22 protein-coding genes and 3 pseudogenes are annotated in these 22,700 nt (G+C 69.6%); 13 read left to right on the top strand and 12 right to left on the bottom strand.

Annotated features, from left to right (window positions below; all coding sequences use genetic code 11):
- Positions 1–91: pseudogene (locus AB0D04_RS27115) on the bottom strand (pseudouridylate synthase); the annotation flags it as partial.
- Positions 92–1,476: 1,385 nt separating this feature from the next.
- Between AB0D04_RS27115 and AB0D04_RS27110 the strand changes: the two are divergent.
- From AB0D04_RS27110 to AB0D04_RS27075, 8 genes are all read left to right on the top strand, one after another.
- On the top strand, positions 1,477–1,914 hold the full coding sequence (locus tag AB0D04_RS27110; RefSeq protein WP_336051570.1) for a phage tail protein: 438 nt from the start codon (positions 1,477–1,479) through the stop codon (positions 1,912–1,914).
- A 1-nt stretch (position 1,915) separates the two neighbouring features.
- On the top strand, positions 1,916–2,746 hold the full coding sequence (locus tag AB0D04_RS27105; RefSeq protein ID WP_362708211.1) for a LysM peptidoglycan-binding domain-containing protein: 831 nt from the start codon (positions 1,916–1,918) through the stop codon (positions 2,744–2,746).
- 16 nt (positions 2,747–2,762) lie between these two features.
- Complete coding sequence (locus tag AB0D04_RS27100; protein WP_362708209.1) at positions 2,763–4,682, top strand: VgrG-related protein; 1,920 nt, start codon at positions 2,763–2,765, stop codon at positions 4,680–4,682.
- A 13-nt stretch (positions 4,683–4,695) separates the two neighbouring features.
- A complete protein-coding gene (locus AB0D04_RS27095) occupies positions 4,696–5,112 on the top strand; it encodes a GPW/gp25 family protein (RefSeq protein WP_362708207.1) in 417 nt (138 codons plus the stop codon).
- Positions 5,112–7,127 (top strand): putative baseplate assembly protein, encoded by a 2,016-nt coding sequence (locus tag AB0D04_RS27090; RefSeq protein ID WP_362708204.1) that lies wholly within the window; start codon positions 5,112–5,114, stop codon positions 7,125–7,127. Before AB0D04_RS27095 ends, AB0D04_RS27090 begins: the two co-directional genes overlap by 1 nt.
- Positions 7,124–7,681, top strand: coding sequence for a phage tail protein (locus tag AB0D04_RS27085; protein WP_362708201.1), 558 nt, complete (start codon positions 7,124–7,126; stop codon positions 7,679–7,681). The genes AB0D04_RS27090 and AB0D04_RS27085 overlap by 4 nt, the downstream gene beginning before the upstream one ends.
- A 3-nt stretch (positions 7,682–7,684) precedes the next feature.
- Entirely contained in the window at positions 7,685–9,007 is a 1,323-nt protein-coding gene (locus AB0D04_RS27080) for a zinc ribbon domain-containing protein (protein WP_362708198.1), read from the top strand.
- Between the two features lie 563 nt (positions 9,008–9,570).
- A complete protein-coding gene (locus AB0D04_RS27075; protein ID WP_362708195.1) occupies positions 9,571–9,729 on the top strand; it encodes a hypothetical protein in 159 nt (52 codons plus the stop codon).
- A gap of 10 nt (positions 9,730–9,739) precedes the next feature.
- Here AB0D04_RS27075 and AB0D04_RS27070 read toward each other — a convergent pair whose 3' ends face one another.
- The 4 genes from AB0D04_RS27070 to AB0D04_RS27055 form a co-directional block, all read right to left on the bottom strand.
- On the bottom strand, positions 9,740–10,459 hold the full coding sequence (locus AB0D04_RS27070) for an alpha/beta hydrolase (protein ID WP_362708193.1): 720 nt from the start codon (positions 10,457–10,459) through the stop codon (positions 9,740–9,742).
- Positions 10,460–10,713: 254 nt separating this feature from the next.
- Positions 10,714–11,082 carry a lantibiotic dehydratase C-terminal domain-containing protein gene (locus tag AB0D04_RS27065; protein ID WP_362708190.1) on the bottom strand — a complete coding sequence of 123 codons (369 nt, stop codon included), beginning with the start codon at positions 11,080–11,082 and terminating at the stop codon, positions 10,714–10,716.
- Complete coding sequence (locus AB0D04_RS27060; protein ID WP_362708187.1) at positions 11,079–12,425, bottom strand: AMP-binding protein; 1,347 nt, start codon at positions 12,423–12,425, stop codon at positions 11,079–11,081. The genes AB0D04_RS27065 and AB0D04_RS27060 overlap by 4 nt, the downstream gene beginning before the upstream one ends.
- A complete protein-coding gene (locus AB0D04_RS27055) occupies positions 12,422–12,643 on the bottom strand; it encodes a hypothetical protein (RefSeq protein WP_362708184.1) in 222 nt (73 codons plus the stop codon). Before AB0D04_RS27055 ends, AB0D04_RS27060 begins: the two co-directional genes overlap by 4 nt.
- A 311-nt stretch (positions 12,644–12,954) precedes the next feature.
- Between AB0D04_RS27055 and AB0D04_RS27050 the strand changes: the two genes are divergently transcribed.
- Both AB0D04_RS27050 and AB0D04_RS27045 read left to right on the top strand, forming a co-directional pair.
- Positions 12,955–13,380, top strand: a complete 426-nt coding sequence (locus AB0D04_RS27050) for a hypothetical protein (RefSeq protein ID WP_362708182.1) — start codon at positions 12,955–12,957, stop codon at positions 13,378–13,380.
- Entirely contained in the window at positions 13,373–14,377 is a 1,005-nt protein-coding gene (locus AB0D04_RS27045; protein WP_362708180.1) for an ATP-binding cassette domain-containing protein, read from the top strand. The genes AB0D04_RS27050 and AB0D04_RS27045 overlap by 8 nt, the downstream gene beginning before the upstream one ends.
- Before the next feature lie 118 nt (positions 14,378–14,495).
- Here the strand turns inward: AB0D04_RS27045 and AB0D04_RS27040 are convergent, their stop codons facing one another.
- The 3 genes from AB0D04_RS27040 to AB0D04_RS27030 form a co-directional block, all read right to left on the bottom strand.
- Positions 14,496–14,960, bottom strand: a complete 465-nt coding sequence (locus AB0D04_RS27040; RefSeq protein WP_362708177.1) for a hypothetical protein — start codon at positions 14,958–14,960, stop codon at positions 14,496–14,498.
- Positions 14,961–14,990: 30 nt separating this feature from the next.
- Entirely contained in the window at positions 14,991–16,403 is a 1,413-nt protein-coding gene (locus tag AB0D04_RS27035) for a hypothetical protein (protein WP_362708175.1), read from the bottom strand.
- A 327-nt stretch (positions 16,404–16,730) separates the two neighbouring features.
- Positions 16,731–16,883, bottom strand: a complete 153-nt coding sequence (locus tag AB0D04_RS27030) for a hypothetical protein (protein ID WP_362708172.1) — start codon at positions 16,881–16,883, stop codon at positions 16,731–16,733.
- Positions 16,884–16,952: 69 nt separating this feature from the next.
- On the opposite strand from AB0D04_RS27030, the gene AB0D04_RS27025 reads away from it, so the two are divergent.
- The gene (locus AB0D04_RS27025; RefSeq protein WP_362708170.1) at positions 16,953–18,125 is read left to right on the top strand and encodes a tetratricopeptide repeat protein; all 1,173 of its coding nucleotides are present in this window, start codon (positions 16,953–16,955) and stop codon (positions 18,123–18,125) included.
- A 281-nt stretch (positions 18,126–18,406) separates the two neighbouring features.
- Here AB0D04_RS27025 and AB0D04_RS27020 read toward each other — a convergent pair whose 3' ends face one another.
- Complete coding sequence (locus AB0D04_RS27020) at positions 18,407–18,646, bottom strand: hypothetical protein (protein ID WP_362708167.1); 240 nt, start codon at positions 18,644–18,646, stop codon at positions 18,407–18,409.
- A 1,045-nt stretch (positions 18,647–19,691) separates the two neighbouring features.
- A complete protein-coding gene (locus tag AB0D04_RS27015; protein WP_362708165.1) occupies positions 19,692–20,678 on the bottom strand; it encodes a helix-turn-helix domain-containing protein in 987 nt (328 codons plus the stop codon).
- A gap of 548 nt (positions 20,679–21,226) precedes the next feature.
- Here AB0D04_RS27015 and AB0D04_RS27010 point away from each other — a divergent pair.
- Complete coding sequence (locus AB0D04_RS27010; RefSeq protein ID WP_362708163.1) at positions 21,227–21,535, top strand: tyrosine-type recombinase/integrase; 309 nt, start codon at positions 21,227–21,229, stop codon at positions 21,533–21,535.
- Here the strand turns inward: AB0D04_RS27010 and AB0D04_RS27005 are convergent.
- A pseudogene (locus AB0D04_RS27005) lies at positions 21,483–21,629 on the bottom strand (peptidase C39 family protein); the annotation flags it as partial. The gene AB0D04_RS27010 and the pseudogene AB0D04_RS27005 sit on opposite strands and share 53 nt — an antisense overlap.
- A gap of 557 nt (positions 21,630–22,186) precedes the next feature.
- Between AB0D04_RS27005 and AB0D04_RS27000 the strand changes: the two are divergent.
- A pseudogene (locus AB0D04_RS27000) lies at positions 22,187–22,294 on the top strand (3-hydroxyacyl-CoA dehydrogenase family protein); the annotation flags it as partial.
- Between the two features lie 128 nt (positions 22,295–22,422).
- Here AB0D04_RS27000 and AB0D04_RS26995 read toward each other — a convergent pair.
- Positions 22,423–22,680, bottom strand: coding sequence for a hypothetical protein (locus tag AB0D04_RS26995; protein ID WP_362708217.1), 258 nt, complete (start codon positions 22,678–22,680; stop codon positions 22,423–22,425).
- Positions 22,681–22,700: the final 20 nt, after the last annotated feature.

The raw sequence follows: 22,700 nt of genomic DNA, 5'->3' as shown, positions 1-22,700 counted from the left end.
CGCTCTCGAACCGCCGCACCCGCCCGTCCACCGGATCCGTGAACTCCAGCCGCCTCGCCAGCAGTTGCAGCGGCGCGCGGAAATCGTCCGGCTCCCGAGCGCGGCAACCGGTAACCCGGTCGGGGACGCGCCGGTTGCGGCCGATGCACCGCCGGTCCGGCCTCCGGCCGACGACGGCCGTACGCCAGGCCCCGGACAGCCCTCACCACCCGCAGTCCAACGGAAGCCACTGATCGGCGCACCCATCGCGTCCACCGCGATCCGCCGCCAGGATGCTGCACCGACGCCGACGCCGACGCCCACGCCTACACCGGCACCGACGCCGACGCCGACGCCGACGCCGACAACGGCCCAAACACCGACCCCGACCCCGGCTCCAGCGACGATTCCGACCTCGTCCGCCGCTCCAACTCCGGCATCGATCTCGGCCCCCGCTCCAGCCCCGGCCCCGGGCCCGGGCCCGGTGCAGCGTTCCGCGACGCCAACCGAACGGCCCACCCCCACAACGCCGTTGACGACCGCACGTACCTCGGAGAGCCATACAGCAGAGAGCCAGACGCCAAAATCCCGTACGCCAAAATCCCGTATGCCGGAATCCCGTACGCCGGAATCCCACCCACGGGAATCCCGTACGTCGGCGAGCCGAGTGCTGACGATCAGCGCCCCCACCCCCCTCGCCGCCCGCCGAGCGCCGCTCGCGTCGGCACGTGCGCTGGACCCCGTGGCCCGGCAACGGCCCACCGGGCAGAGGGCGGCGGAGAACGCCGGCCCCGCAGCGGTGCAGCGATCAAGCGTGCAGACCGCACACGCGATCCCCCTACGCCCCGTGGCGGGCACTGCGAACCCTGCAGGCACGGCGAGCACGACCGACACAGCGCGACCGGCGCCCCGCCGAGCGGGTGCCCCGGCCGTCGCCCTACAGAAACCGGGATCGGCGCCGGCACGGACACCGAGCCAACCGTTCACTCCATCTCGCACGGTCCGGACCGCACCGGCCGCCCCCAACATGCCCGTAGCGCAGCGCGCACCAACCGCTCCCGGGGCTCCGGCTCCGGCCCCTCAGCCCCTGGCACCGACCGCCCTTCCCCGACCGTCGCGGTCAGCCACACCACCCGGCCCCACTCCGGCAGGAACCCCCCGGCCGATCCAGCGCGCCCCCAGCCCCTCCAAAGCCGCCCCCACACCACCCACACCCGCAGCAGCCACCCCGAAATCCGCCCCAACCACCGCCACCACCCCAGCCACCCCGACTGCTTCCACCGCCCCCGGCGCCCCCACCACTCCCACCACCCCGACCGACCCCGCCGCCCTCGACGCCCTCGCCCGGCGATTGGTGGCCCCGCTCTCACGGCTGCTCCGTGCCGAGTTGCGCGGCGACCGCGAGCGCATCGGCCGACTACGCGATCACGGCCGCTGACCCCCGCCCGTCCGCAATCCCGCTCCCACCCCGCCACCCCACCGAAAGAACCACCCACCATGCCCCAGGCCCTGGACCCCGGCTCCACCGTCTTCTTCAAGCTGACCATCGACGGCCAGGACCTCGGCCTCTTCAACGGCTGCGACGGCCTGGCCTCCGAGGTGGAGGTGGAGCAGCGGCAGGAGGGCGGCAACAACGGCTTCGTCTGGCAGTTGCCCACCCGCGTGACGTTCTCCACGATCCGTCTCACCCGCCCCCTCACCGCCGACACCTCCCGTGTGGCCGCCTGGATTTCGTCCCTCGCCACCGGCATCAGCAGGCCGACCGCGCAGATCGCCGCCCTGCGCGCCGACGGCTCGGTCGTCGCGCAGTGGGGGCTGGTGGAGGTGCTGCCGGTGCGCTGGCAGGGGCCGAGTCTGGACCCGGCCAGTCCGGGTGTGGCGACTGAGACGCTGGAGATCGCGCACCACGGATTCACCGACGCGGGAGGTGCCTGAGGTGGCCGCACCGACCGGCGGGAAGGCGGGCGCGAGCCTCGTACGGGCGGCCCTCGCGATCCATCAGCCCCCCACCGACCTCGGCGGCTCCATCGGCGGCCGCATCGGCGAGGTGGAGTTCCAGTTCAATCCGACCCAGTTGCAGCTCGGGCGGGAGGCCGAGTGGCACACCCAGGCCGCCGTCGCCTATATGCGAGGGGCCCCGCCCAAGTTCACCGGCACCCGGCCCGCCACGCTCCAGCTGGAGGTGTTCCTGGACGCCTCCGGAACCCCGAACTCCGGGAAGGTGCAGAAGCAGATCGAACTGCTGCTGTCCTGCTGCGAGGTGACGGCACAGAGCGTCAATTCCAAGCGTCCTTCGCCGCCTTGGGTGCGGTTTTCCTGGGGGTCGTTCAACACGGTTCAGTTCGTGGCGTATGTGACGAGCGTCAGCGCCACGTACACCCTCTTCAACCCCACCGGCGAGCCGATCCGCGCCACCTGCACGCTGTCCCTCACCGAGGTGGCCATGCCCACCAAGGGGCAGAACCCCACCTCCGGTGCGCTCTCTGCACGCCGTATCCACCGCACGGTCGCCGGTGACTCGCTCGCCTCGCTGGCCTGGCGGGAGTACGGGGACGCGACCCGCTGGCGGCTGATCGCGGAGGCGAACGAGATCGACGATCCGATGCGGCTTCGGCCGGGCACGGAGCTGCTGCTGCCCGCCGCCGACGAAGGCCCGCCCGAGGGCCCTCCCGAAGGCCCTCCCGAAGACCGGCCCCGAAGCCGTCCCGCGCACAGTCCCACCGGCCACTCCACCGGTCGCCCGACAACCCACGAGGCCGCCCGATGACCAGCGAGAACATCCGATGAGTGAGAAGACGTACACCAGCGTCCTGCACGCCGTGATCGGCGGCGCGCCGCTGCCCGACAAGCTCGCCGCCCTCCTCACCGCAGGCTGGGTGGACGCGAGCGTCAATGTGCCGTCCGCATTCCAGCTCACCTTCAGTGACACGGGTTCGGACATCCTCAAGACCTTCCCGCAGATAAAGGTCGGCGCGAAGGCGGTGCTGTCGCCCTTCACCGACGGGCAGCGCGGTGCGCCCATGCTGACCGGCGAGATCACCGCTCTCGAGGTGGACGCGGACGCGAGCGGCAAGTCGCTGGTCGTACGGGGATACGACCCGGGGCACCGGCTGCTGCGCAATCGCCGCGTCGCGGGCTACCCCAACATGACCGCGAGCGACATCGTGCGCCGTCTCGCCGGCCTCAACAAGCTCTCCCTCGGCAAGGTGGAGGCCACCCGCACCGTCTACGAGCTGGCCACCCAGCCCAATATCACCGACTGGGACTTCCTGACCCGACTGGCGCAGGAGAACGACGTCCATCTCTCCTTCGACCCGCAGGGCAAGCTGCAGTTCGGCAAGCTCGCCCCGGCCGCGTCCGCGCCGGCCGACACCACGCCGGCCGCGCAGAGCCCGTACGTCCTGGAATTCGGGCACAACGCGCTGCACAGCCGGATCGCCGTCACTGCCGCCGGGCAGGTCGCCAAGGCGGGCGCGCGCGGCTGGAACATGCGCGCCAAGCGCGCCCTGTCCGCCGAGTCTCCGGCCACGGCGAGCAAGGACATCGTCGCCGATATCGCTCCCGGAGCGCTCAGCAAGCCCTTCGGAGTCTCCGAACTGACCGCCACGGACATTCCGTTCAGCACCCAGGCCCAGGTCACCCATGCCGCCCGCGCGCTCGCCGACGATGTGGCGGGCTCCTTCGCGGAGCTGGAGGTGGCGGTCACCGGGAATCCGCAGCTGAAGCCGGGCCGGCCCGTCGCGCTCAAGGGCGCCGGCTTCCCCTTCGAGGGGAAGTACACCGCGACCGGCGTACGCCATGTCTTCGAGTCCGGACGGCAGTTCACCACCTGGCTGACCGTCTCGGGGCGGCAGTTCCGGTCGCTGTACGGGCTCGCGTCCGGCGGCGCGGAGGCGGCGCCGCCCATGCCGGGCGTGGCCATGGCGCTGGTCAGCAATGCCAAGGACCCGCTGAAGCTGGGCCGGGTCAGGCTGCGCTTCCCCTGGCTGTCGGACACCTACGAGAGCGACTGGTGCCGGGTCGCGCAGCTGGGCGGCGTGCGGGGCGGCGGGCTGATCCTGCCGGAGGTCGGAGACGAGGTGCTGTGCGCCTTCGACCGGGGCTCGCTGGAGCATCCGTACGTACTCGCCGGGCTCTACAACGGCATCGACAAGCCGACCCCCGATCCGGACGGGCTGCCCGCGGTGGACCCGACGAGCGGCCGGGTCAACTGGCGTTCCCTCGCCTCGCGCAGCGGCCACATCGTCGAGCTCGTCGACGCCAAGTCCCGTATGAAGAGCGGCATCAGGCTGCAGACCGGCAACGGCCGCCTGACCGTCCACATGGACGAGACGCGGACCAGCGTGACCATCCGCAGCGACGGCTCCGTGTCCATCTCCGGCACCCGGAACGTGTCCATCAGGGCGGGCGGCAATCTGTCGCTGACCGCCGGCGGGTCGCTGACCATGAGCGCCGGCGGGGCCGTGGACATCAAGGCGGGCGCGAAGTTCGGCGTCGTCGCGGGCGGCGTGGCGGACATCAACGCGACCGGCGCCGTCAGCCTCAAGTCGGCCGGCGCGGTGGCCATCAACACGGTCGGCGCGGTCGCCGTCACCGCGGCCGGCGCGGTGGCCGTCCAGGCGGGTGCCGCGGCAGCCGTCAGCTCAGCGGCCACCGTCGCGCTGAACGCACCGGCCGTACTGCGCAACGGCATTCCGTTCTAAGGGGGTTGAGGACATGAGTGAACAGTTCGTCGGCGCGGGATGGACCTTTCCGCTGCGTACGGACGCGGGCGGCGGCATCGCCCTCGCCCGCCGCGAGCGCGAGATCGAGGAGTCGATGCGGCTCGTCCTCGCCACCGCACCCGGCGAGCGCCCGATGCGGCCGGAGTTCGGCTGTGCCGTCCACGACATGGTCTTCGCGCCGGTCAACGAGGCGACGGCCGGGCGCATCCGCTACGAGGTGCGGTCCTCGCTCGACCGTTGGGAGCCGCGGATCGAGGTCCAGGACGTCGAGGTCAGCCCGGCGCCCGACGATCCGTCCGTGCTGTTCATCGACGTGCGCTACAGCGTGCGCGGCACCAACAACCCACGCAGCCTCGTCTTCCCCTTCTATGTGATCCCGTCCACGGAGAGCCCGGAGAGCGACACCTGATGGCCCTGCCTGCACCCCATCTCGACGACCGCCGCTTTCAGCAGTTCGTCGATGACGCCAAGCGCTATATCCAGCAGCGCTGCCCCGAGTGGACCGACCACAATGTCTCGGACCCGGGAGTGACCCTCATCGAGGCCGTCGCGCACATGGCCGACCAGATCGTCTACCGGCTCAACCGGGTGCCGGAGAAGAACCATCTGGCCTTCCTCGACCTGCTCGGCGTCACCCTCTTCCCGCCCTCCGCCGCCCGCGCCGACGTCACCTTCTGGCTCTCCGCCCCGCAGCCCGAGCCGGTCGTGCTGCCCGCGGGGACGGAGGTGGCCACCGGCCGGACCGAGACCGAGGAGGCGGTGGCCTTCGCCACCGAGGACGATCTGACCGTCGTGCCCTGCGAACTCGCCGCCGTACTGCGGCAGGAGGCGGGGACCACCCCCGAGGACTGCGGCCAGGACATCTTCGGCGGCCGTGATGTGGCCGTCTTCTCGGCCGCCCCGCAGCCGGGCGACACCCTCCTGTTCGGGCTGTCGGCGGCAGTCCCACGGTGCGCGGCCGTACTGCGGCTGGACAGCCGGGTGGACGGGGTCGGCGTCGACCCGCGCCAGCCGCCGCTGCGCTGGGAGGCATGGACCGCCGACGGGTGGACGGAGTGCGAGGTCGCGGAGGACTCCACCGGCGGCCTCAACCGGCCCGGCGAGGTCGTGCTGCACATCCCGGCCGGGCACACCGGCTCACGCGTCGGCAGGACGGATGCGGCGTGGCTGCGCTGCCGGGTCGTCGAGGCGGCGCCCGGCCAGCCGTTCTACAGCGCCTCACCGACCGTACGGTCCGCCTCCGCGTTCACCATCGGGGGCACGACAAAGGTCGCGCACGCCGACGTGGTCCGGGACGAGCCGCTCGGCGAGTCCGCGGGGGTGCCCGGCCAGCGGCTGCGCCTGGCGCACGCGCCCGTCGTCGCCGACCGCCCGCCGCTGCGGCTGGAGGTCTCGGACGGGGACGGCTGGCAGGAGTGGCAGGTCGTCCCCGACTTCGCGGCCTCCGGCCCGCACGACCGGCACATCACGCTGGAGGAGTCGACCGGCGAGATCGCGTTCGGCCCCTCGGTGCGCCAACCGGACGGTTCGGTACGGCAGTTCGGGGCGGTGCCGGTCAAGGGCTCGGTGATACGGGCCACGCACTACCGCACCGGCGGCGGGCGGACGGGCAATGTGGCGCGCGGCGCGATCCAGGTGCTGCGCAGCTCGATCCCGTACGTGGCGCGGGTGGAGAACCGGGAGGCGGCGCGCGGCGGGGTCGACGGCGAGACGGTGCAGGAGGCGAAGGTCCGTGCGCCGATCGCGCTGCGCGCGCAGGAACGGGCCGTGACCGCCCGCGACTACGAGGAACTGGCGCGGCGCGCGGCCCCCGAGGCCGCCCGTATCGCCTGTCTCTCCGTCGATCCCGCCGAGCGCTCGGCGGGCGCCGCGAGCACGGGCGCGTCGGGCGCCGATGCCGGCGGGACCGGCCGGACCGGCGAGAACGCCGTCCGGGTCCTGGTCGTCCCCCAGGCCGTCCCCGACCGCGGCGGCCGGATCCGCTTCGAACAGCTGGTGCCCGGCGACGAACTCCTGGGCCGCGTCACGCAGTTCCTCGACGAGCGCCGCCCCCTGGGCACCCGCCTCGCGGTCGGCCCGCCCTTCTACCAAGGCGTCACGGTCGTCGCGACGCTGCACTCCTTCCGGGCCGCGCGGGCCGACCGCGTACGCGCCGAGGCGCTGGACGCGCTCTACGCCTACCTCGACCCGCTGACCGGCGGCGCCCATGGCGACGGCTGGCCCTTCGGCCGCCCGCTGCGGTCCGGCGAGATCTTCGCGGCCCTGCAGCGCGTACCCGGCGTGGAGCTCGTCGACGAGGTCCTCCTGCACCCCGCCGACCCGCTCACCGGCCGCCGCGGCGACGCCACCGACCGCATCGAACTCGCCCCGTCCGCCCTGCTGTTCCCCTTCGACCACCGCGTCCGTGTGATCGAGGCCCGATGAGGGGCACACCCGCGGGGATGGCCTCCCCGCACCCACTGGGCGGGCAACTCCCCGCCGTCTACGCCGACGACGACTTCGCCCAGCGCTTCGTCGAGGGCCTCGATGTCGTGCTCGCCCCCCTCTTCAACGTCCTGGACTGCCTGGAGAGCTACTTCACGCCCGCCCTCGCGCCCGAGGACTTCGTCGACTGGCTGACCACATGGGTCGGCACCGAACTCGAGGGGACGGAACCGCTGGCCACCCGCCGCCGCGCCGTGGCCGAGGCCGTTTCGCTGCACCGCGTACGCGGCACCCGGCGCGGCCTGTCGGACGCCGTCCAGCTGGCTTTCGGGGTACGCCCGGAGATCACCGAGAGCGGCGGCGCCATCTGGTCCGCGCGCCCGCTCGGTCCCTTCCCGGGCTCGCCGCGCCCCGGCCTGCGGGTAACCCTGCGGGTCCGCGACCCCTCCGCCACCGACCCGCACCGTCTGCACGCCGTCGTCGCGGCGGCCCGCCCCGCGCACCTCCCTTTCACGGCCGAGGTGACCCACCTGCTCACCCCTGAAGGAACCTGACCCATGGCCACCGACCACACCACCTGCCCCGACTGCGGCGCCCCCGCCCCCCAGACAGGCCAGTCCTTCTGCGACTCCTGCGGAGCCTTCCTGCGCTGGGACCGGCCGACGCCGCCGTCGCCCACGGCGGCTCCGGAGCGTCCGACCGCCGCGGCACCTCCGACTCCCACCGCCCCCGCCGCGAACGCCCCGGCATCCGCCCCCGGCCCGAGCACCCCGGGCCGGCCCGTACGGCCCGACGCCACCACACCCGCAACACCCCCGGCCGCTCCCCCTTCCCCTCCCACTGCTCCCGCTCCCGCTCCCGCTCCCGGCGACGGCACCCACGCGGCCGCCGTTCCGCAGCAGGGCACCGACGCAGCCCCGACCGCCCCCCTCCCGCCGGCCACCGCACACGACGGGGGCGAGGCCCGGTCCCGGCGCAGCCCGGACGGCCAGGACGGTCCGGCCGCGCCCCGTCCGGCCGGCGCAGGGGGCGTCTCCGACACCGGCATCCGCGCTCTCCTGGTCCCCGTACCGGACGCCGCCTCCCCCACTCCGCCTCCCGAGGCACCCGGCAGCGTGCTGCCGGGCCGTCCCGACGCGGCCCGGCCCCGGGTCCGTACCCCGCAGGCGGCCCCCGAGCCCGAGCACGGCTCACCGTGCCCGAGCTGTGGAACGCTCAACGCGCCGCGTCGGCACTTCTGCCGGAGCTGCGCCAACCCCCTCGCCGACACCGCGAGCGAGACCGCCGAAGGCCCGTACGCCGGGCAGCGGCCGCGGCTGCACCGCGACCGCACCCGGTGGATCATCCGGGCAGTGGTGGCGGCGGTGATCGCGGCCGTTGTGGTCGGGGGGATCATCGGGGGGCCGCCGGCCGCGCGGGCCGTACAGGACCACTTCGCCAAGCGCGTTCCCGTACCCGCCACCACCTGGAAGGCCTCGCACTCCGGCCCCAAGAACGGCGCGAAGCTCGCGTTCGACAGCTACTCCAACACCTGGTGGGGGACGGGCTATTCAGGCGCCTCGGACGGCCAGTACCTGCAGGCCGGCTTCGGCCAGCCCACCGACCTGCTCAACATTCTGATCACCCCCGGAGCTTCCGCACGCACCCCGCAGGCCGCCGACCCGGCCCGGCCGCGCGAGTTCGACCTGATCGTGACCGACTCCGCGGGCAAGCAGCACATCTCGCACCCCCGGCTCAACGACGGCGGGGTACAGAAGATCGATGTGGTCGTACGGAACGCGATGACCGTACGGCTGGTGCTGCACTCCGCCTACGGCGCCGCGGACGACAAGCAAGTGGCCATCGCCGAGCTGGAGTTCTTCGGCCGGTCGACGAGCTAGCCGACGGGGACAGGAACAGCCGAATGGAGCACGACGCCCCCGGAAGCAGATCGCTTCAGCTCATGAGGAACGCTGCGTCGCAGCCGCTCGCGTCCTCGAGTGGGGCTCCTCGGCGGGCGTCGGCGTAGTCGGCCAGGACGAGGGCGATCCCGGCGGCGCCGTCCAGAAACCCGGGTCGACGGACACGGCCGCGTCGCGCGGGCGGTGCACGAGGCCGCGGATCGCGTCCCCGGCCAGGGCCGTCATCCGGCGGTCGCCGAGCGCCTGCCCGGCCACGAACAGAGTCCAGGCGGTCCCGGATGCCCCCTCACACCAACCCAGTGTGCTTCTCGCGCCCCTTTCCTGGGAGGGCCGGCGCTGCCGGAACGGTGGGGCAGGCTCCCCGGGCACCTCCGGGGAAGCGGCGACGCGGCCGGGCCACTGGGTGCCCCGGTCGTCGGTATGCCCCATGCTCAGCACCCAGTCGGCCATGCGGCGGATGGCATCCTGTTGGGGCAGACCGACGCCCAGGCCGCGGGCAAGGGGCATGCCTCACGGCGTGGGCCGAGCTGGCGGAGGCACTGGTGGCCGAGCGCCGCCCCGACCGGCCGGTACCGCCGATGGCAGGTACCGCCGCGATCGGGGCGGTTGTGCATCTGCCGGCCACCGCCATCGCGGAGCGCCGGGACCTGTCCTCGATGAGCGGCACCCTGGCCGCCGCCTACCGTCTGCTGCCGGCCTGAGGGCCCGGCCTCACTTCAGGTGCCGGGCGAAGAACCGGTCCCCGTCGCTCACCTCGAACCACGGGGTACCGGCGTGCCCGCCCAGATTGGCGTGCAGCGTCTTCTCCTTGGTGCCGAAGGCATCGAACAGGTCCAGGGCCCGCTGCCGGGGGTTCCCCTCGTCGTCCCACTGCAGCAGGAACAGCAGCGGAATGGTGACCTGCCGGGCCTCCTCGCGCTGCGCACGGGGCACGTAACCCCCGGCGAAGAAACCGGCGGCCGAGATGCGCGGCTCGACCACCGCCAGCCGAATGCCGATGGCGGTCATCCCCGAGTACCCGACCGGGCCGCCGATCTCGGGCAGCGAAAGGAGGGCGTCCAGGATGGTCTGCCATTCCGGGACCGCCTTTTCGACCAGCGGGACGATGAAGGACTCGAAGATCTCGTCGACCGGCTCGCCGGCCGCCATCGCCCGGCGGAGGTCGGTGCGGGCCTGCTCGTCGACGGCGGAACGGGGCCGGTCGCCGTGCCCGGGGTGGTCGATGGCGGCCACCGCGTAGCCGTACGCCGCGGAGTGCCGGGCCCGGGCCACCAGCCGCGGTTCCCGCTTGTGCAGGCCGCCGTTGTGGCCGATGAGGATCAGCGGGGCCGGTGCGGATCCAGGCGTCCACAGGGTGCCGGGGATCTCGCCGAGGGTGAATTCGCGTTCGAGGACACCGTCGTCGAGGCGCTGTTCAGAAGTGAATTGCATGGTCGTGCCTTTCGGGAGTGCTCTTGAACGGCGCTCCCGGACGACCTATCGCCCGACCGTGACCCCGGAGGGGAGCACCCATGTCAATACGTTCACGGGTACCACCTCCTCGTTCTCTCGCACGGCCTCGGGAAAATTAGCAGTGGTCGCCGTGGTTCGCCAACGGGTTTTTGCGGAGGCTCCGTGGCCGGATGCCACGGAGCCACTCGCCTCAAGGCCAAGGCCGTGTAGTCAAGGGCTTCGGGCCTGTGTGGTCACGGTGTGGTGTAGGCCGGGACGTAGGCCCTGTCCCGCTGAGTTGAAGCGGGAGAACGGCCCGGACCATGGCCGGCAACACGGCCATGACCAGGTGTGATTGCGCGACATGCCTGCCGGTCGGGAGCCGTGGCCGACAGAGCGACGACGGACTCGCTGTCGGCGTGGAGGAGGCACTCGGCATGACCGATGGCGGCCGGTCCCCCGTACCGCTCGACCTCGGGCTCGTAGGTGTCCAGGACCACCTTCCCGAGTCCCCCCGCCTCCTCGCGCGCCTGCTTCCGGTGCCGGAATTCTTCGTGTCCTCCCCGGTCCATGACCTGCTCGAACCGGGTGCAGTCGCGGACGTTCCCAGCGGTGATCGTCAAGGCCGGCGGCCGGTCACCACCAGGTTGCCGTCCGGGGTGCGCCGCGCGAGGTCGCCGGTGCGGAAGTAGCCGTCGGTGGTGAAGGAGCGTGCGTTGTGGTCGGGCGCCCGGTAGTAGCCCCGCAGGGTGTACGGACCGCGGGCGAGGAGTTCGCCGGGCTCCCCGTCGGGCACGTCCTTGCCGTCGACGTCGACAATGCGGATCTCATCGTCGGGCGAGAGCGGGCGGCCGTGCGTGGTGAGCACGGTCTCGTCCGGATCGGCGGGCCGGGTGAGAGTGAGCAGCCCCTCGGCCCTGCCGAAGACCTGCTGCAGGCGACAGCCCAGTTCGCGGCCCATCCGTTCGGCGGTCGCCCGGTGCAAGGGCGCGCCGCCGATCTGCACGAGATGCAGACTGCTCAAGTCGGCCTGGACCGTGGGAAGTACGTCGAGCCAGAGCTGGGCGACGGAGGGCACCACCGAGGTGACGGTGACCCGCTCTCGTCCGATGGCCGCAAGGCATTCGGCGGGTTCCGGGTTCTCGACCAGGACGACGGTGCCGCCGACGGAGAGGGTGCCGACGATGCCGGGGCAGCCGAAGGTGAAGGTGAACTCGGCGGGCAGCGCGGCGAGATACACGTCGTTCTCGGTGAGCGACACCAGCTCGGCGGCGGCCCGCGCCTGGTAGGCGTAGTCGTTGTGGGTGCGCGGAATGAGCTGGGGCGCCGCGGTGGTACCGCCGGAGAGCAGGAAGAACGCCACCTGGTCGGCGCTTTGCGCAGGCGCCGGACCGGGCGGAGCGTCGATGGAGCCCAGCGGGAAGTAGTGGCAGCCCGACGTGTCGGTCGAAAGGCCGCCGTACGGGGACGAGGCTCCCGGCGCCTCATAAGTGAACACCCGCCGCAGGAAGGGCCCTTGGGCCGCGATGTCCGCGGCCATCGCCGTGTGGTCGAAGCCCTGATACGTCGAGGGACCGACGTAGCCGCCGGCCTCGGTGACCTGCACGAGGTGGGACACCTCGGCCGCGCGGTGCGAGACCGGGCAGAACACGGGGAGCGCGCCGACGCGCATCAGCGCGAACGCGGTGATGACGAACTCGGGAACGTTCGGTAGCTGGACGACGACCCGTTGCCCGGGCCGGAGGCCGCGCAACCGGAACCCGGCGGCCATGCGGTCCACGCGCCGGTTCAGGCGCGCGTACGTGATGCGGGTGCCGCCGTGCACGAGCGCGGTCCGCGGTCCGTACTGCAGGGCCCAGCCGCGCAGCAGGTTGTCCAGCGTATAGCCACGCCAGTGCCCGGCGGCCCAGTAGCGGTCGACGAACTCCTCGGGCCAGGGCGTGCAGCCGTCGAGCATGGATGTCATTCGCTTTCTTCTGTACCGGTTCGTGAACCGGAAGCCGTGCGGGTCGTCTTCCGCCGTGACGGGGGCGGGCCAGCGGTGATCTCGACGACCGCGGCCCCGGCCTCCATCCCCGGCGCAGGGGCCACCACCCGGATGTGGTGGTAGCCGGGGACGATCTGGGCGACCGGCAGCCGGGCCGGCCGGTGCTCCTCCAGGTCAATATCGCCATGCGACCCCATATCGCCCCCCTTCTCAACGCTGGGGAGCAACCCCGCCGCCTTGGCCTCGACATTCGAATGACATTCCAATGCGCCAACACCCCCATGAGCAATGCGCTTTCCCCACCATGGACGCTGAATTCCCTCAGCAGAAAGTCCAATGAGCGCCGCCGACCAGGAGGAATGGTCGCGGCGAGACGGCGCTGGGGCATCTGCAGGGTCTGGGCCGGCTCGGGAAGTGCCGGTTCAAGACCGCCTGCGGTGACATCGAATGGGAGGAGGCCGGCGCGCTGCAGGCGGAGACGGCTCTCGGCGCCATCACCGTGGACCGGGTGACAGGAGCCGCCGAGCTCAGCACCTCGCACGGCGAGGTGCTGAGCAACGAAATCGGCGGTACGGCGGCCGTCAAGAACCTCAACGGCACGACCGGCCTCGGTACCGTCATGGGCGATCTGCGGTTCACCGGCGTGAACGGTGACTTCTCCGTCAAGCAGGCGCACGCCCGCGTGGAGGCCAAGACCGCCAACGGCAACCTCAGAGTCGGGGAGATCGTGCGCGGCTCTGTGGCCCTGGAGACCGCCACGGGCTCGGTCCGCGTAGGCGTCCGTGACGGCACCGCCGCCTGGCTCGACGTGCACTGCCTGATCGGCACTCTGCGGAACGGGCTGCGCGACTCCGAAGGCCCGGGGAAGTCCGAGGAGTCCGTCAAGGTACGTGCCCGGACCGTCTACGGAGACGTGGACGTCCACCATGCCTGACGCACGCGAAAGGAACGCAGAGGCAACGACGAAGGGAGGGTCGGCCGTGAGTACGCCCCCACCGGCCATCGAGGCCAGGCACGTGCGCAAGACGTACGGCGACAAGGTGGTTCTGGACGGTATCGACCTGCAGGTCCCTGCAGGGACGATCTTCTCGCTGCTCGGCCCGAACGGCGCGGGCAAGACCACCATGGTGAACATCCTGGCCACCCTCATCGAGGCCGACGGTGGCGACGTCCGGGTCGCGGGCCACGACGTGTCCACGGAAGCCGACGCAGTCCGCGCCGCGATCAGCGTCACCGGACAGTTCGCCGCGGTCGACAACCTGCTCACCGGTGAGGAGAACCTCTTCATGATGGCCGATCTGTACCACCTCGGCAGGCGGGCGGGGCGACGGCTGGTGGCCGAGCTCCTCGAAAAGTTCGACCTGGTCACGGCCGGCAAGCAGCAGGCACTCCACTACTCCGGCGGCATGCGGCGCCGCCTCGACCTCGCGATGACGCTGGTCGGCGGGCCGCGCATCATCTTCCTCGACGAGCCCACCACCGGCCTCGATCCGCGCAGCCGGCATGCGATGTGGGACATCGTCCGCGACCTCGTGGCCGATGGAGTCACCGTCTTCCTCACCACGCAGTACCTGGACGAGGCCGACCAGCTCGCCGACCGCATCGCGGTCCTCGACGGCGGACGGCTCGTCGCCGAAGGCAGCGCTGATGAGCTCAAGCGCCGTATCCCGGTGCGCCGCGGCCGGCCCACGGACCACAACGTCGCGGCGGGTCGGCCACGGCACGGGTGGCCACCGAACTCGGCATGCTCGACTGACCTGCGCCCCGCGGCAGGACGTTGTCCATCAGCCGTCGACCACCGGCGGCCGACGCGTCACCGCCCGGGGACAGATCCTCGGCCTGGTACACAACGACCGGTTTACGACCAGGATATGAGAGGCCGTGTCGCTCCTCGGGATGGCCGCCGGCGCCGTCCCCTGTCTGTGTACTGATCACCTTGGTTGCCTCCACTGCGTACGGAACGCAGAGGAGGCAACCGCATGCGGAGCGGACGGGACCTGGGGGACTTGCCGGACACTGTCATGAGGCCGGCGAGCCGGTCGAGGTAAGTCACGTCGTCAGTGTGCCGACCAAAACCAGCAGATGCGCACCGACGAACACCACGGGGATGACGCGCTCGGATGTGCCCAGTTCCGTATAGCGCTTGCGCCAACCGTGAATGGGGTCACGTCGCAACTGCTCCCACTCGTCGGTGAAGATCTTGACCGGGAGACGTTCCTCCAGCTTGTTGATGCCCTTGAACTTCGCGGTGTTCAGGTCGCGGTAGCTGCGCAGCTGCATCCACCACGTCGCAGAGAGCGTCACGCCGGCCAGAAACAGCGACACCGGCACCCACCACGGAGCGTCGGACAGCTTCGGGAAACCGAGACCGACCAAGGCGACGAACGTGGTCTGCACAGTCAAGAAGAACGCGTTGGCGGTCCCGCGACGCGCCGATACGCGGTCGGCCATCTCGACGGCGAGCTTGTACAGTTCCAGCACCTCGGCCCGCTGGTGCGGATCAGATGACGCCACTGCACCTCCTTCGATGGCCGGTGGCGCTTGTCAGTCCTGTTTCCCCGCGTCATCCCGTGGCATCCCCGACTCATACCGGCGTAGTTGCGCGGCGACAGGGACACTCGCCCGACTCAGAGACAGAACCAGCCTGTCCGTCGGCGCGAAGCCCGCACGCAGCGGCGCGTAGATCGGTCGCCAGCCGGAGGTGAAGTGGATGATCCCCTGAGCCCTCGACGACAAGCCGAAACCTCCCCCGTAATCGGGGAAATCCGGAACCGGCTCCGTCGCCCGGAGGTGCGGGCGCAGTGCCTCGCGAACGTTCCTCAGCAATGTCGTGTATCCGGCGGCGCGAACGGGAACGACCAGCATCAATCGTTCCGGTGGGACGACCCGAAACGCCTCGGCCAATTCCCACGCGACACCGTCACTGTCTCCCAGGATCAACACCACCAAGCGTGCGCGCAGCATCATCTTCGTCACGGTGGCATGCCACTGATGGCGAGGGAGGTAGAAGCGCGCGGCACCATCGGGAGCCAGCTGCTCGCCGGGCACGCCGACGGCGATCATGGGGCCGGCCCAATCCAGGGCGGAGCAGATCTTCTGCTCCTCCGGGACGCCGATCGAGAACCAGCCCTTGACCAGACTCTTCGCGGTGAACATCTGCTGGTCTCTCATGAGCGGCGCGTCCTCGTCGAAGGGCCTCAACAGCAAGGAAAAAGTATGCGGTTGGACCTCGTCGGGGGATTTCACCACCCGGGAGCATTTCGCGCGCACGTACAGGCGCATCACGCGATTGCCGCGGGCCAGACACAGGGTTGCCAAGAGAGCTGCCACCCCGTAGACGGGAAATATATCCGGGCCGGCCGGCTCGCCGTCGGCGCTCGCCCCCCGCAAGCACACGTATGCCAGGGGAAGCAGGGCGAGCATCCCCCACACCGCCGTCGCGGCGGCAGGCCGAAAGAATCCGGGACGATCCTTTCCCTGGGGCGCGTTCACCATGGCGTAGACCCTGTTTTCACCGAAAAGCACCGCCACGACCGTGACCAGAGATGCGGAAAGTGCCATCAGGTCGGTCCAGTCGGCCGTACGCTCCTCCGTGCGCAACTCCTTGCCGACGGCGACGAGTGTGGGAGAGATGATAATTGCTCCCAGACTCACCAACATCACGCCCATTTGCATCCCGTAGCGCACGAGCAGCCCCTGTCTCCCGGAGTGCTGAACACTCCCCGGTTCTACACGCTGAGTTGCGGGGCCGCGCAATCCGAACTCTTGAGCAATGGACTCGGAAAGGTACACAAGAGACTCTCGCCGATATCTCTCGCCGATAATGTAGAGAATCGAAAGAAGGCCGAAGAGAAATACGGTGGACTGCGGACGGCCCATGATCAATCCGTAGGCCGCGTAGGTGATACCCAACAGCCCCAACAGGCACAACAGCCGCCCCAGGCGCATCTGGGTCACCCCTGCCCGCCTGGCCTCTTCGGCACTGATGTGCATAACCCCCGGCCCTTTCCGTACGCAGCAGTTCAGGATGCATCGCCACGACACAGTTCCGGGCCCCAATAAAGACAATGGCGCAAAGTAGGCGGGCTGGCGGACGTCGGACAAGCGCAAGGGACAGAACCCCTCCGTCGCCGGCATCTACCTCGCGCTCGCCGAGCACAGCGAGCGCGAGGCACACCCCCAAGCCGTCGAGCAGGCCCACGCCGACTTCGCCGCCCGCACCGGCGGCGAGGTTCCTGAACCCCGCACCGAGGCCAAGGCCCTAACGGCACGGCCCTCGGTCATTCACAGGCAGGGCCGGCTGGTGCCGAGCGCCTTGGCTCGCGCTTCCAGCGCGGTGTTGATCACGGGCAATTCCACATCGGCCTCGCACTGGCTGCCGGCGACGGGATGCCTGCTGATCTGGTGTCGGCAATCCTGCATGCGCTGCCTGCCCACGGTGACCCACTTCCCGAAGGACGCGAACAACAAGTAGCTCTACTGCGCACGAAGCTGTCCCACAGCAAAGTGCTGCTGCTCGTCGACGACGTCATCTCCGCGGAAGCGCACGCGGACCGCCCGGGAGCCGTGGCCATGACGGAGATGGTCCGGCAGCACGAGGTGGGGGAACCGCTGGTTCTCCTCGCTTCACAGCTCACAGCCTTTCTGTGGCACGGGAGCCACTGGACCGACCTGGAACGCGTCTACCAGTGCGTGCTCGAAGCCGGCACCCGCGCCGGCAAACCCGACTGGACGGCGACGTCTCAGCACAACCTGGCCACGGCTGCCGGCCACCTCGGTGACAGCCGGCGTGCCACCGATCTGTTGCAGCGCAGTGCTAGGACAGCGCACGAGGCCGGCAATCCGCACCAGATGTTCCTGGCGCAGCTGGCACTGGGCACGCTGCTCATCAACCTCGGACGTCCCCGGGACGCCATCCCGTTCCTGCGCCATGGACTCCCATTCTGGCGAATCATCGACGATCGCCATGCCCTGGCCACTGCCCCGGGCAATCCCGGCCAGGCGCACATGGCGATCGGCCACCTCCGCCGGGCCGAAAGGTACCTCCGCAACAGCAAGAACTTGTCCCGGGCCGGCAGCCCTGCCGACTTGTCCCACCGCGGGGCGATCGCGGCGCTGCCGCGTCGCACGGGCCGGATGGCTGAGGCCGCCCAGGAGGCTTGCCAGGACATCGAGCGCGCGCGTGCTGTCGGCAGCCGGGAGCGGGAAGCCAAGGCCCTGATGGATCTCGCGGAAACTCCCGTCGAGGAGCGGCCCACGTCAGCCCCGCTTCAGCCTCTGGAGGCCGCACCGGCCATCTACCGGGACACAGGCGACGTTCACGGCCAGGTGAGGTCGCTGTTCCGGCTCGGTGATCGGGCAGCGGACCGAGGGGACATCCAGCAGGCTGCCGAATATCTCGGGGAATGCGCCAGTCTGGCGTACCAGATCGGCGACTACGAGCACGCGGCGCGTTCACGTGCCTACCTGGCTACCTGGCTACCTGGCTACCTATCACGGAGGCATCGGCCGGCTCGACGAAGCAGAGGCGTACTTCGCGGACGCTCTGAACCTGGCTCGACAGATCGGGAACCCCGGCGTACGGATGCGTACACGGTGTCATCGGCGAACGGGGCCGCGGTCCCGTTGGAGTCCGGCTCCCCTTCGCCTGACCCGACGGGTGGATCACATAGGACGTGACCCATTTGCTGTCCGGGTGGCGACAGCACACGGTGCCCTGTCCGGGACCCGCTCGATGCTGTGCGGATAGGTGGCGGCGCTCGCGGTGCCCCCGAGCAGGCTTGCCGCCGGCACCGCGGCCGCCCCGGCCACCGCCCCGCACAACAGCTCCGCCTCTTCCTGGGCCTTCCCTCCCTCGGCGGGAGAGCCCCCGTGGCTCGGCCTCAGGAGATGCGTCCGACCTCGGGAGGGGTTCCTTCCGAGCTCCGCGCGAGAGCCATATTCCCTCACCGTTGCGTCCCTCATGACCCGATGGGCACATGCGAGCGCAGCGGTACGCGAAGCCCCACTTGCCCCCTCCTGTCCCCACGGGCAAAGGGCACCGGCCAGCCCGGCACGTCGAAGTATCCGGGGCCGAGCAGCCTCATCTGCATGGCGCGTGCGCCCGCCTGGAATCGGGATTTGACTCCCAGCAGGCGCATGATCTCGGCGACGTGACGGCGGTAGGTGCGCACCGACATGGACAGCGCGCGCTGCCACATCGTCGGTCTCTCCCGTACACAACCACAGCAGCACCTGCCGGGCGGGCTCCGAGAACTGCGGGGCCCCGGTACCAACGGCGGCGCGCGGCGGTGCCGCCCTGCGCCAGGCGGCCTCGAACAAGGACTGCATGGCGCACGTGAGTTCGGGCGAGCGGACGACCAAAGCCCGGCGTTCGTCAGCGCTGCCGGAGCGCACCAGGGCCACCTTCCCATCCACAATGACAGCTCCCTGCAAAGGTGCGTCGGTGACCCGCACCTGTAGATGCCGTCCCTTGGGGCGCGGGGCCGGGTCGCGTTCCGGGTGTGACACGGTCGGCGGGCACAACACCCTGATCGGTACGTGGGCTGCTGTGCGCGCCGCACTGCGCACATGTCAGTCCACGGGAGCGAGGTCCTCTGACATCACGAAGTCGACCGACGTCCGCGCTTCGGCCACCAGTTGTTGCGTCATGGCGAGTACCGCAGCACTGTCCGGCTCGACACCGGTCAGGAGGGAGTCCCGGGAGATGCGATTATCTCCCGCATCACCGCGGCCCTGATCAGGCCGTAGATTTCTTCCAGGACATCGTCCAGTCCCCCAGCGGGGACTGGATTGTGGTTCTCACCATCAGCCGGCCCAGACTTTGCCGTCAATGCAGTAAGCATCGTTTTCCCCCATTGCAAGCACACATCCCCCGCAGACCAGACCGGACACCTGCGAACCACGGGGCCGGATACACGTGGCGAGGCTGTCCCCCAGTCCCCCAGTCCCCCGTCACCTCGAGCCAAACTTACTGACGAACGCGTATGAGCCGACCGCGCTGCGCTCACCGGCGGCCAGTCGCCCGACGGAGCAGCCGACGAACCATCGTCGGCAAACGCCTCACCAGCCGTGACCACGCCACCCGCAGCGACCACAAGCGTCAACGTCGCGGCGACTATTGCGTTATGCCCACCGAGAATCTCCTCGCTGGGTGTCTTCGGCGAGACCTGGCGCCGACCCCGGCGTGAGTCAATGATCTTCGAATCCCGCCGGAGAGTCGTTAGCAGTCAGTACACAGATCGCTTAGCAATGAGTCGACTTCCGGCGGCTGATGGCCTGGTTCCGGTAATCCCTCGGGGTAACTCCATATGCAGTGCGGAAGGCACGACTGAAGTCGGCTGCACGAGGGAATCCCCAGCGGGCGGCGATGGTGCCGATGGGGGGCGTGTGCAGTGCCGGATCGGTGAGGTCGCGGCAGGCGGCCTCCAAGCGCCGGAGACGGATCCAGGCGGCGACCGTGGCTTCCTCGCTCTCGAAGAGGCAGTGCAGATAGCTGGTGGAGATGTGGTGCGAGGCAGCGATGGCGACCGGGTTGAGCTGTGCGTCGCGCAGGTGCTCCAGGATGAAGTTCTTGATGTGCAGTATGAGAGTCCGTCGGTGGGTTTCTGGCTGGAGGGCTTTTTCGGTCTCGAAAGCGTGGGCGAACAGCGCGGTAACCAGATCCGTCAGGACCGTTCCCAGCCGGGGCCCGTCGGAGGGCTGATAGCAGGTGGTGTCCGCGACCAGTTGGGTGAGAAACCGTGCCAGTAGTGCACTGATCCCTTCGTGGGACGGCGCCCGCCGTGGGACCACGCTCCAGGACATGCCGCGTGGCAGCAACAGCATCGCCTTGGGGACCTCAAGCCCCACCACCGTCACCGGTTCCTTGCCGGTGCGGATCTCCCACGGCACCGAAGAATCGTTGATATGCAGGTCGGACAGCCGGTAAACGGCCTCGTGATCGTCCCAGCTACACGCCCCTGTCCCGCTCACGACGAGTGAGAGGTGGTACAGCTCCGGGTCGGATTGCCGGATCAGTTTCGGCGTGCGCTGGATGACCAGCTGCTGGAAGGTCGCCGGCCACACGGACACGGCACCGAGGCCCAATATGCGCTGGGTGGCCCGGAAGTCGCGGGCGTGGTCGCTGCTCATGCGCACAGGAGCATGGGTATCTCTGATTCGCTCCGCCCAATAGGCCAAGCGGTCTGCCGCCGGCACATCATCGGTGCGGAACACCTTCTCGTCCAACAACCGTCTCTCCCCGTCTCTGAAAGCCCCTGGAGAGAAGCTCCCATCGAGTGATACGACGTATGGCATGCCCGATACACGGCCGCTCAGGTGCGCCAGGAACTGACAGAGCCGGAGCACTGTGTGTGGTGCACCAGCAGTTGATCGATCCGACGTTGAAATGTCTGCGCACTTCGCCCTCCGACTTCGCGTACCACAAGGCGTCCGGACGGAAGTTCTGCTCGCTTCCGGGCCGGAATGACATGGCTCCGGCCTGTCACCTGCCCGTCGAACACTGCCTGGCTGCAATCTGGACAAGGCACGTCGCCCTATCACGGATTCCCGTTCAACTTGGCGTCCTGCCAACGGCTTTCGCACGTATCAGTCGGCGGAAATGATGTGCAGAATGAACGGCTTCCGGTCGGTCGAAGGCCTGACCTAATCTGGCGGCTCGGTCGACTGGTCGAGGGGAACAACATGGGCGTGGCAAGGGCGAGTGGCGTGACATACCTGCACCCGTCACCCTGGAGCCGCTCATTGAACGGCTCCCCATACGGAATCAAGTCGGGGGAATGATCTACCCGGACCTGTTGCGTAAGTCCTGGAATCGCGCCCTCAAACGCCTCGGGCTTCCCGATTACAACCCGCACGACCTGCGGCACAAATGGGCCACCGTGACCCTGAGCAACGGTGTACCCATCCACGAGCTGTCGCGGTGGATGGGCCACAGCTCCATCAAGATCACGGTGGACCGGTACGGCCACCTCACCCTGGACGGCAGTGAGCGCTGCCGTCAGGTCGTCGAGGCCACCTTCGGAGTGCACATGCTCAGCGGATTCCCAGCTCCCGCAGAACGCGGTGCTGAGTTGGTGCTGGCTTAGCCGGGAAGTAGAGGTAGCAGACGCCTCCGGAACCGCTCTTGACCTGGCCGTTTGCATCGTGACGCTTAGTCCGCAGCCAGATGTTCTCGAACTGGGATGCTGGGCCCCAGCAGACGCACGATGGGGTGGCAAACATGCAGGTCAACGGCTTGGGCTCGTTCACACCGGACGCGCCCGAGCCGGGCCATGCTGACTTCGTGCCGACTTCCACTGCCGTCCCTTCCGGTCCGGTCGGGGGCGTCGTGCTGGATCGGTGCTGACTTCGGACGCCGGTAGGTGGTTGCGCCCGGTAGGCCACGGCCGGGCACTCTCGCATCTAACTATGCGTTACCCCAGCTCCATCACCGTCGCTCTCACCGGGAGCAAGCCATGACTGCCGGTATCTCCGTAGGCGGTGCACGCATCCATTTGGTGAGGCCACGATTCGCGCCTGGCGTGTCGCACTCCCGACCTACGGAAGTGGAAAGCGATGGACCAATCGATGTGGACCGTGTCGACCCTGGCGGACTTTCTTGGAAAGCCCGTCTCATGGGTTTATGACAATCACGAGAGGCAGGTCATACCAAGCTTCCGGGTAGGAAAACAACTGCGGTTCTGGCCCAGTGAGACAAAGCATTGGCTGCAGAACAACTGCCGCGAGCGAGAGGCTACATGAACGAGGAGTACAAGGAACCGCTGTACGCCGCTCCCCCGCTGCTCCAGCGGATGGTCGACGCAGGGCGGCTGGGGCGGACGTCCGGGTCGGGGTCGCATAGGTACAACTCGACGTCCACCGGGAGAAAGTCCGGGCACTCGGTATCGTCGCCGCGATCAGGCGGCACGGAATCCGGCAAGGCACCTACCGGTGGGTGATCAAGCGAAGCTCGCCTGGCTGCAAGGACTTTCTCTCAAATTGCCGCTTGGGGGCCGTATCTGTTGGCAGCCTGCAACCAAGACATGACCCTAAGGGATTGCTCAAGCTCCCCTCCATGAAGCTCAGGCTGTGTCTCAGCCAACACTCTCAAAATCTCCATGGACTCGGATAGTGCGGCGAGGGCCTCGTCTCGCCGGCCCAACTCCCACACCCGAACAGCGAGGTTATTCAAGCTTGCGGCAAGGTCCGGGCGGACAGCATCGGGGTGCTGTCGAGCCAACTCCCGGTACACCTGCACGGCCTCAGCGATCG

This window comes from Streptomyces sp. NPDC048483, from assembly GCF_040651455.1.
Lineage (GTDB): Bacteria > Actinomycetota > Actinomycetes > Streptomycetales > Streptomycetaceae > Streptomyces.
Note: the sequence above shows the minus strand (reverse complement) of the source record. Positions and strands in the feature narration are given on the sequence as shown.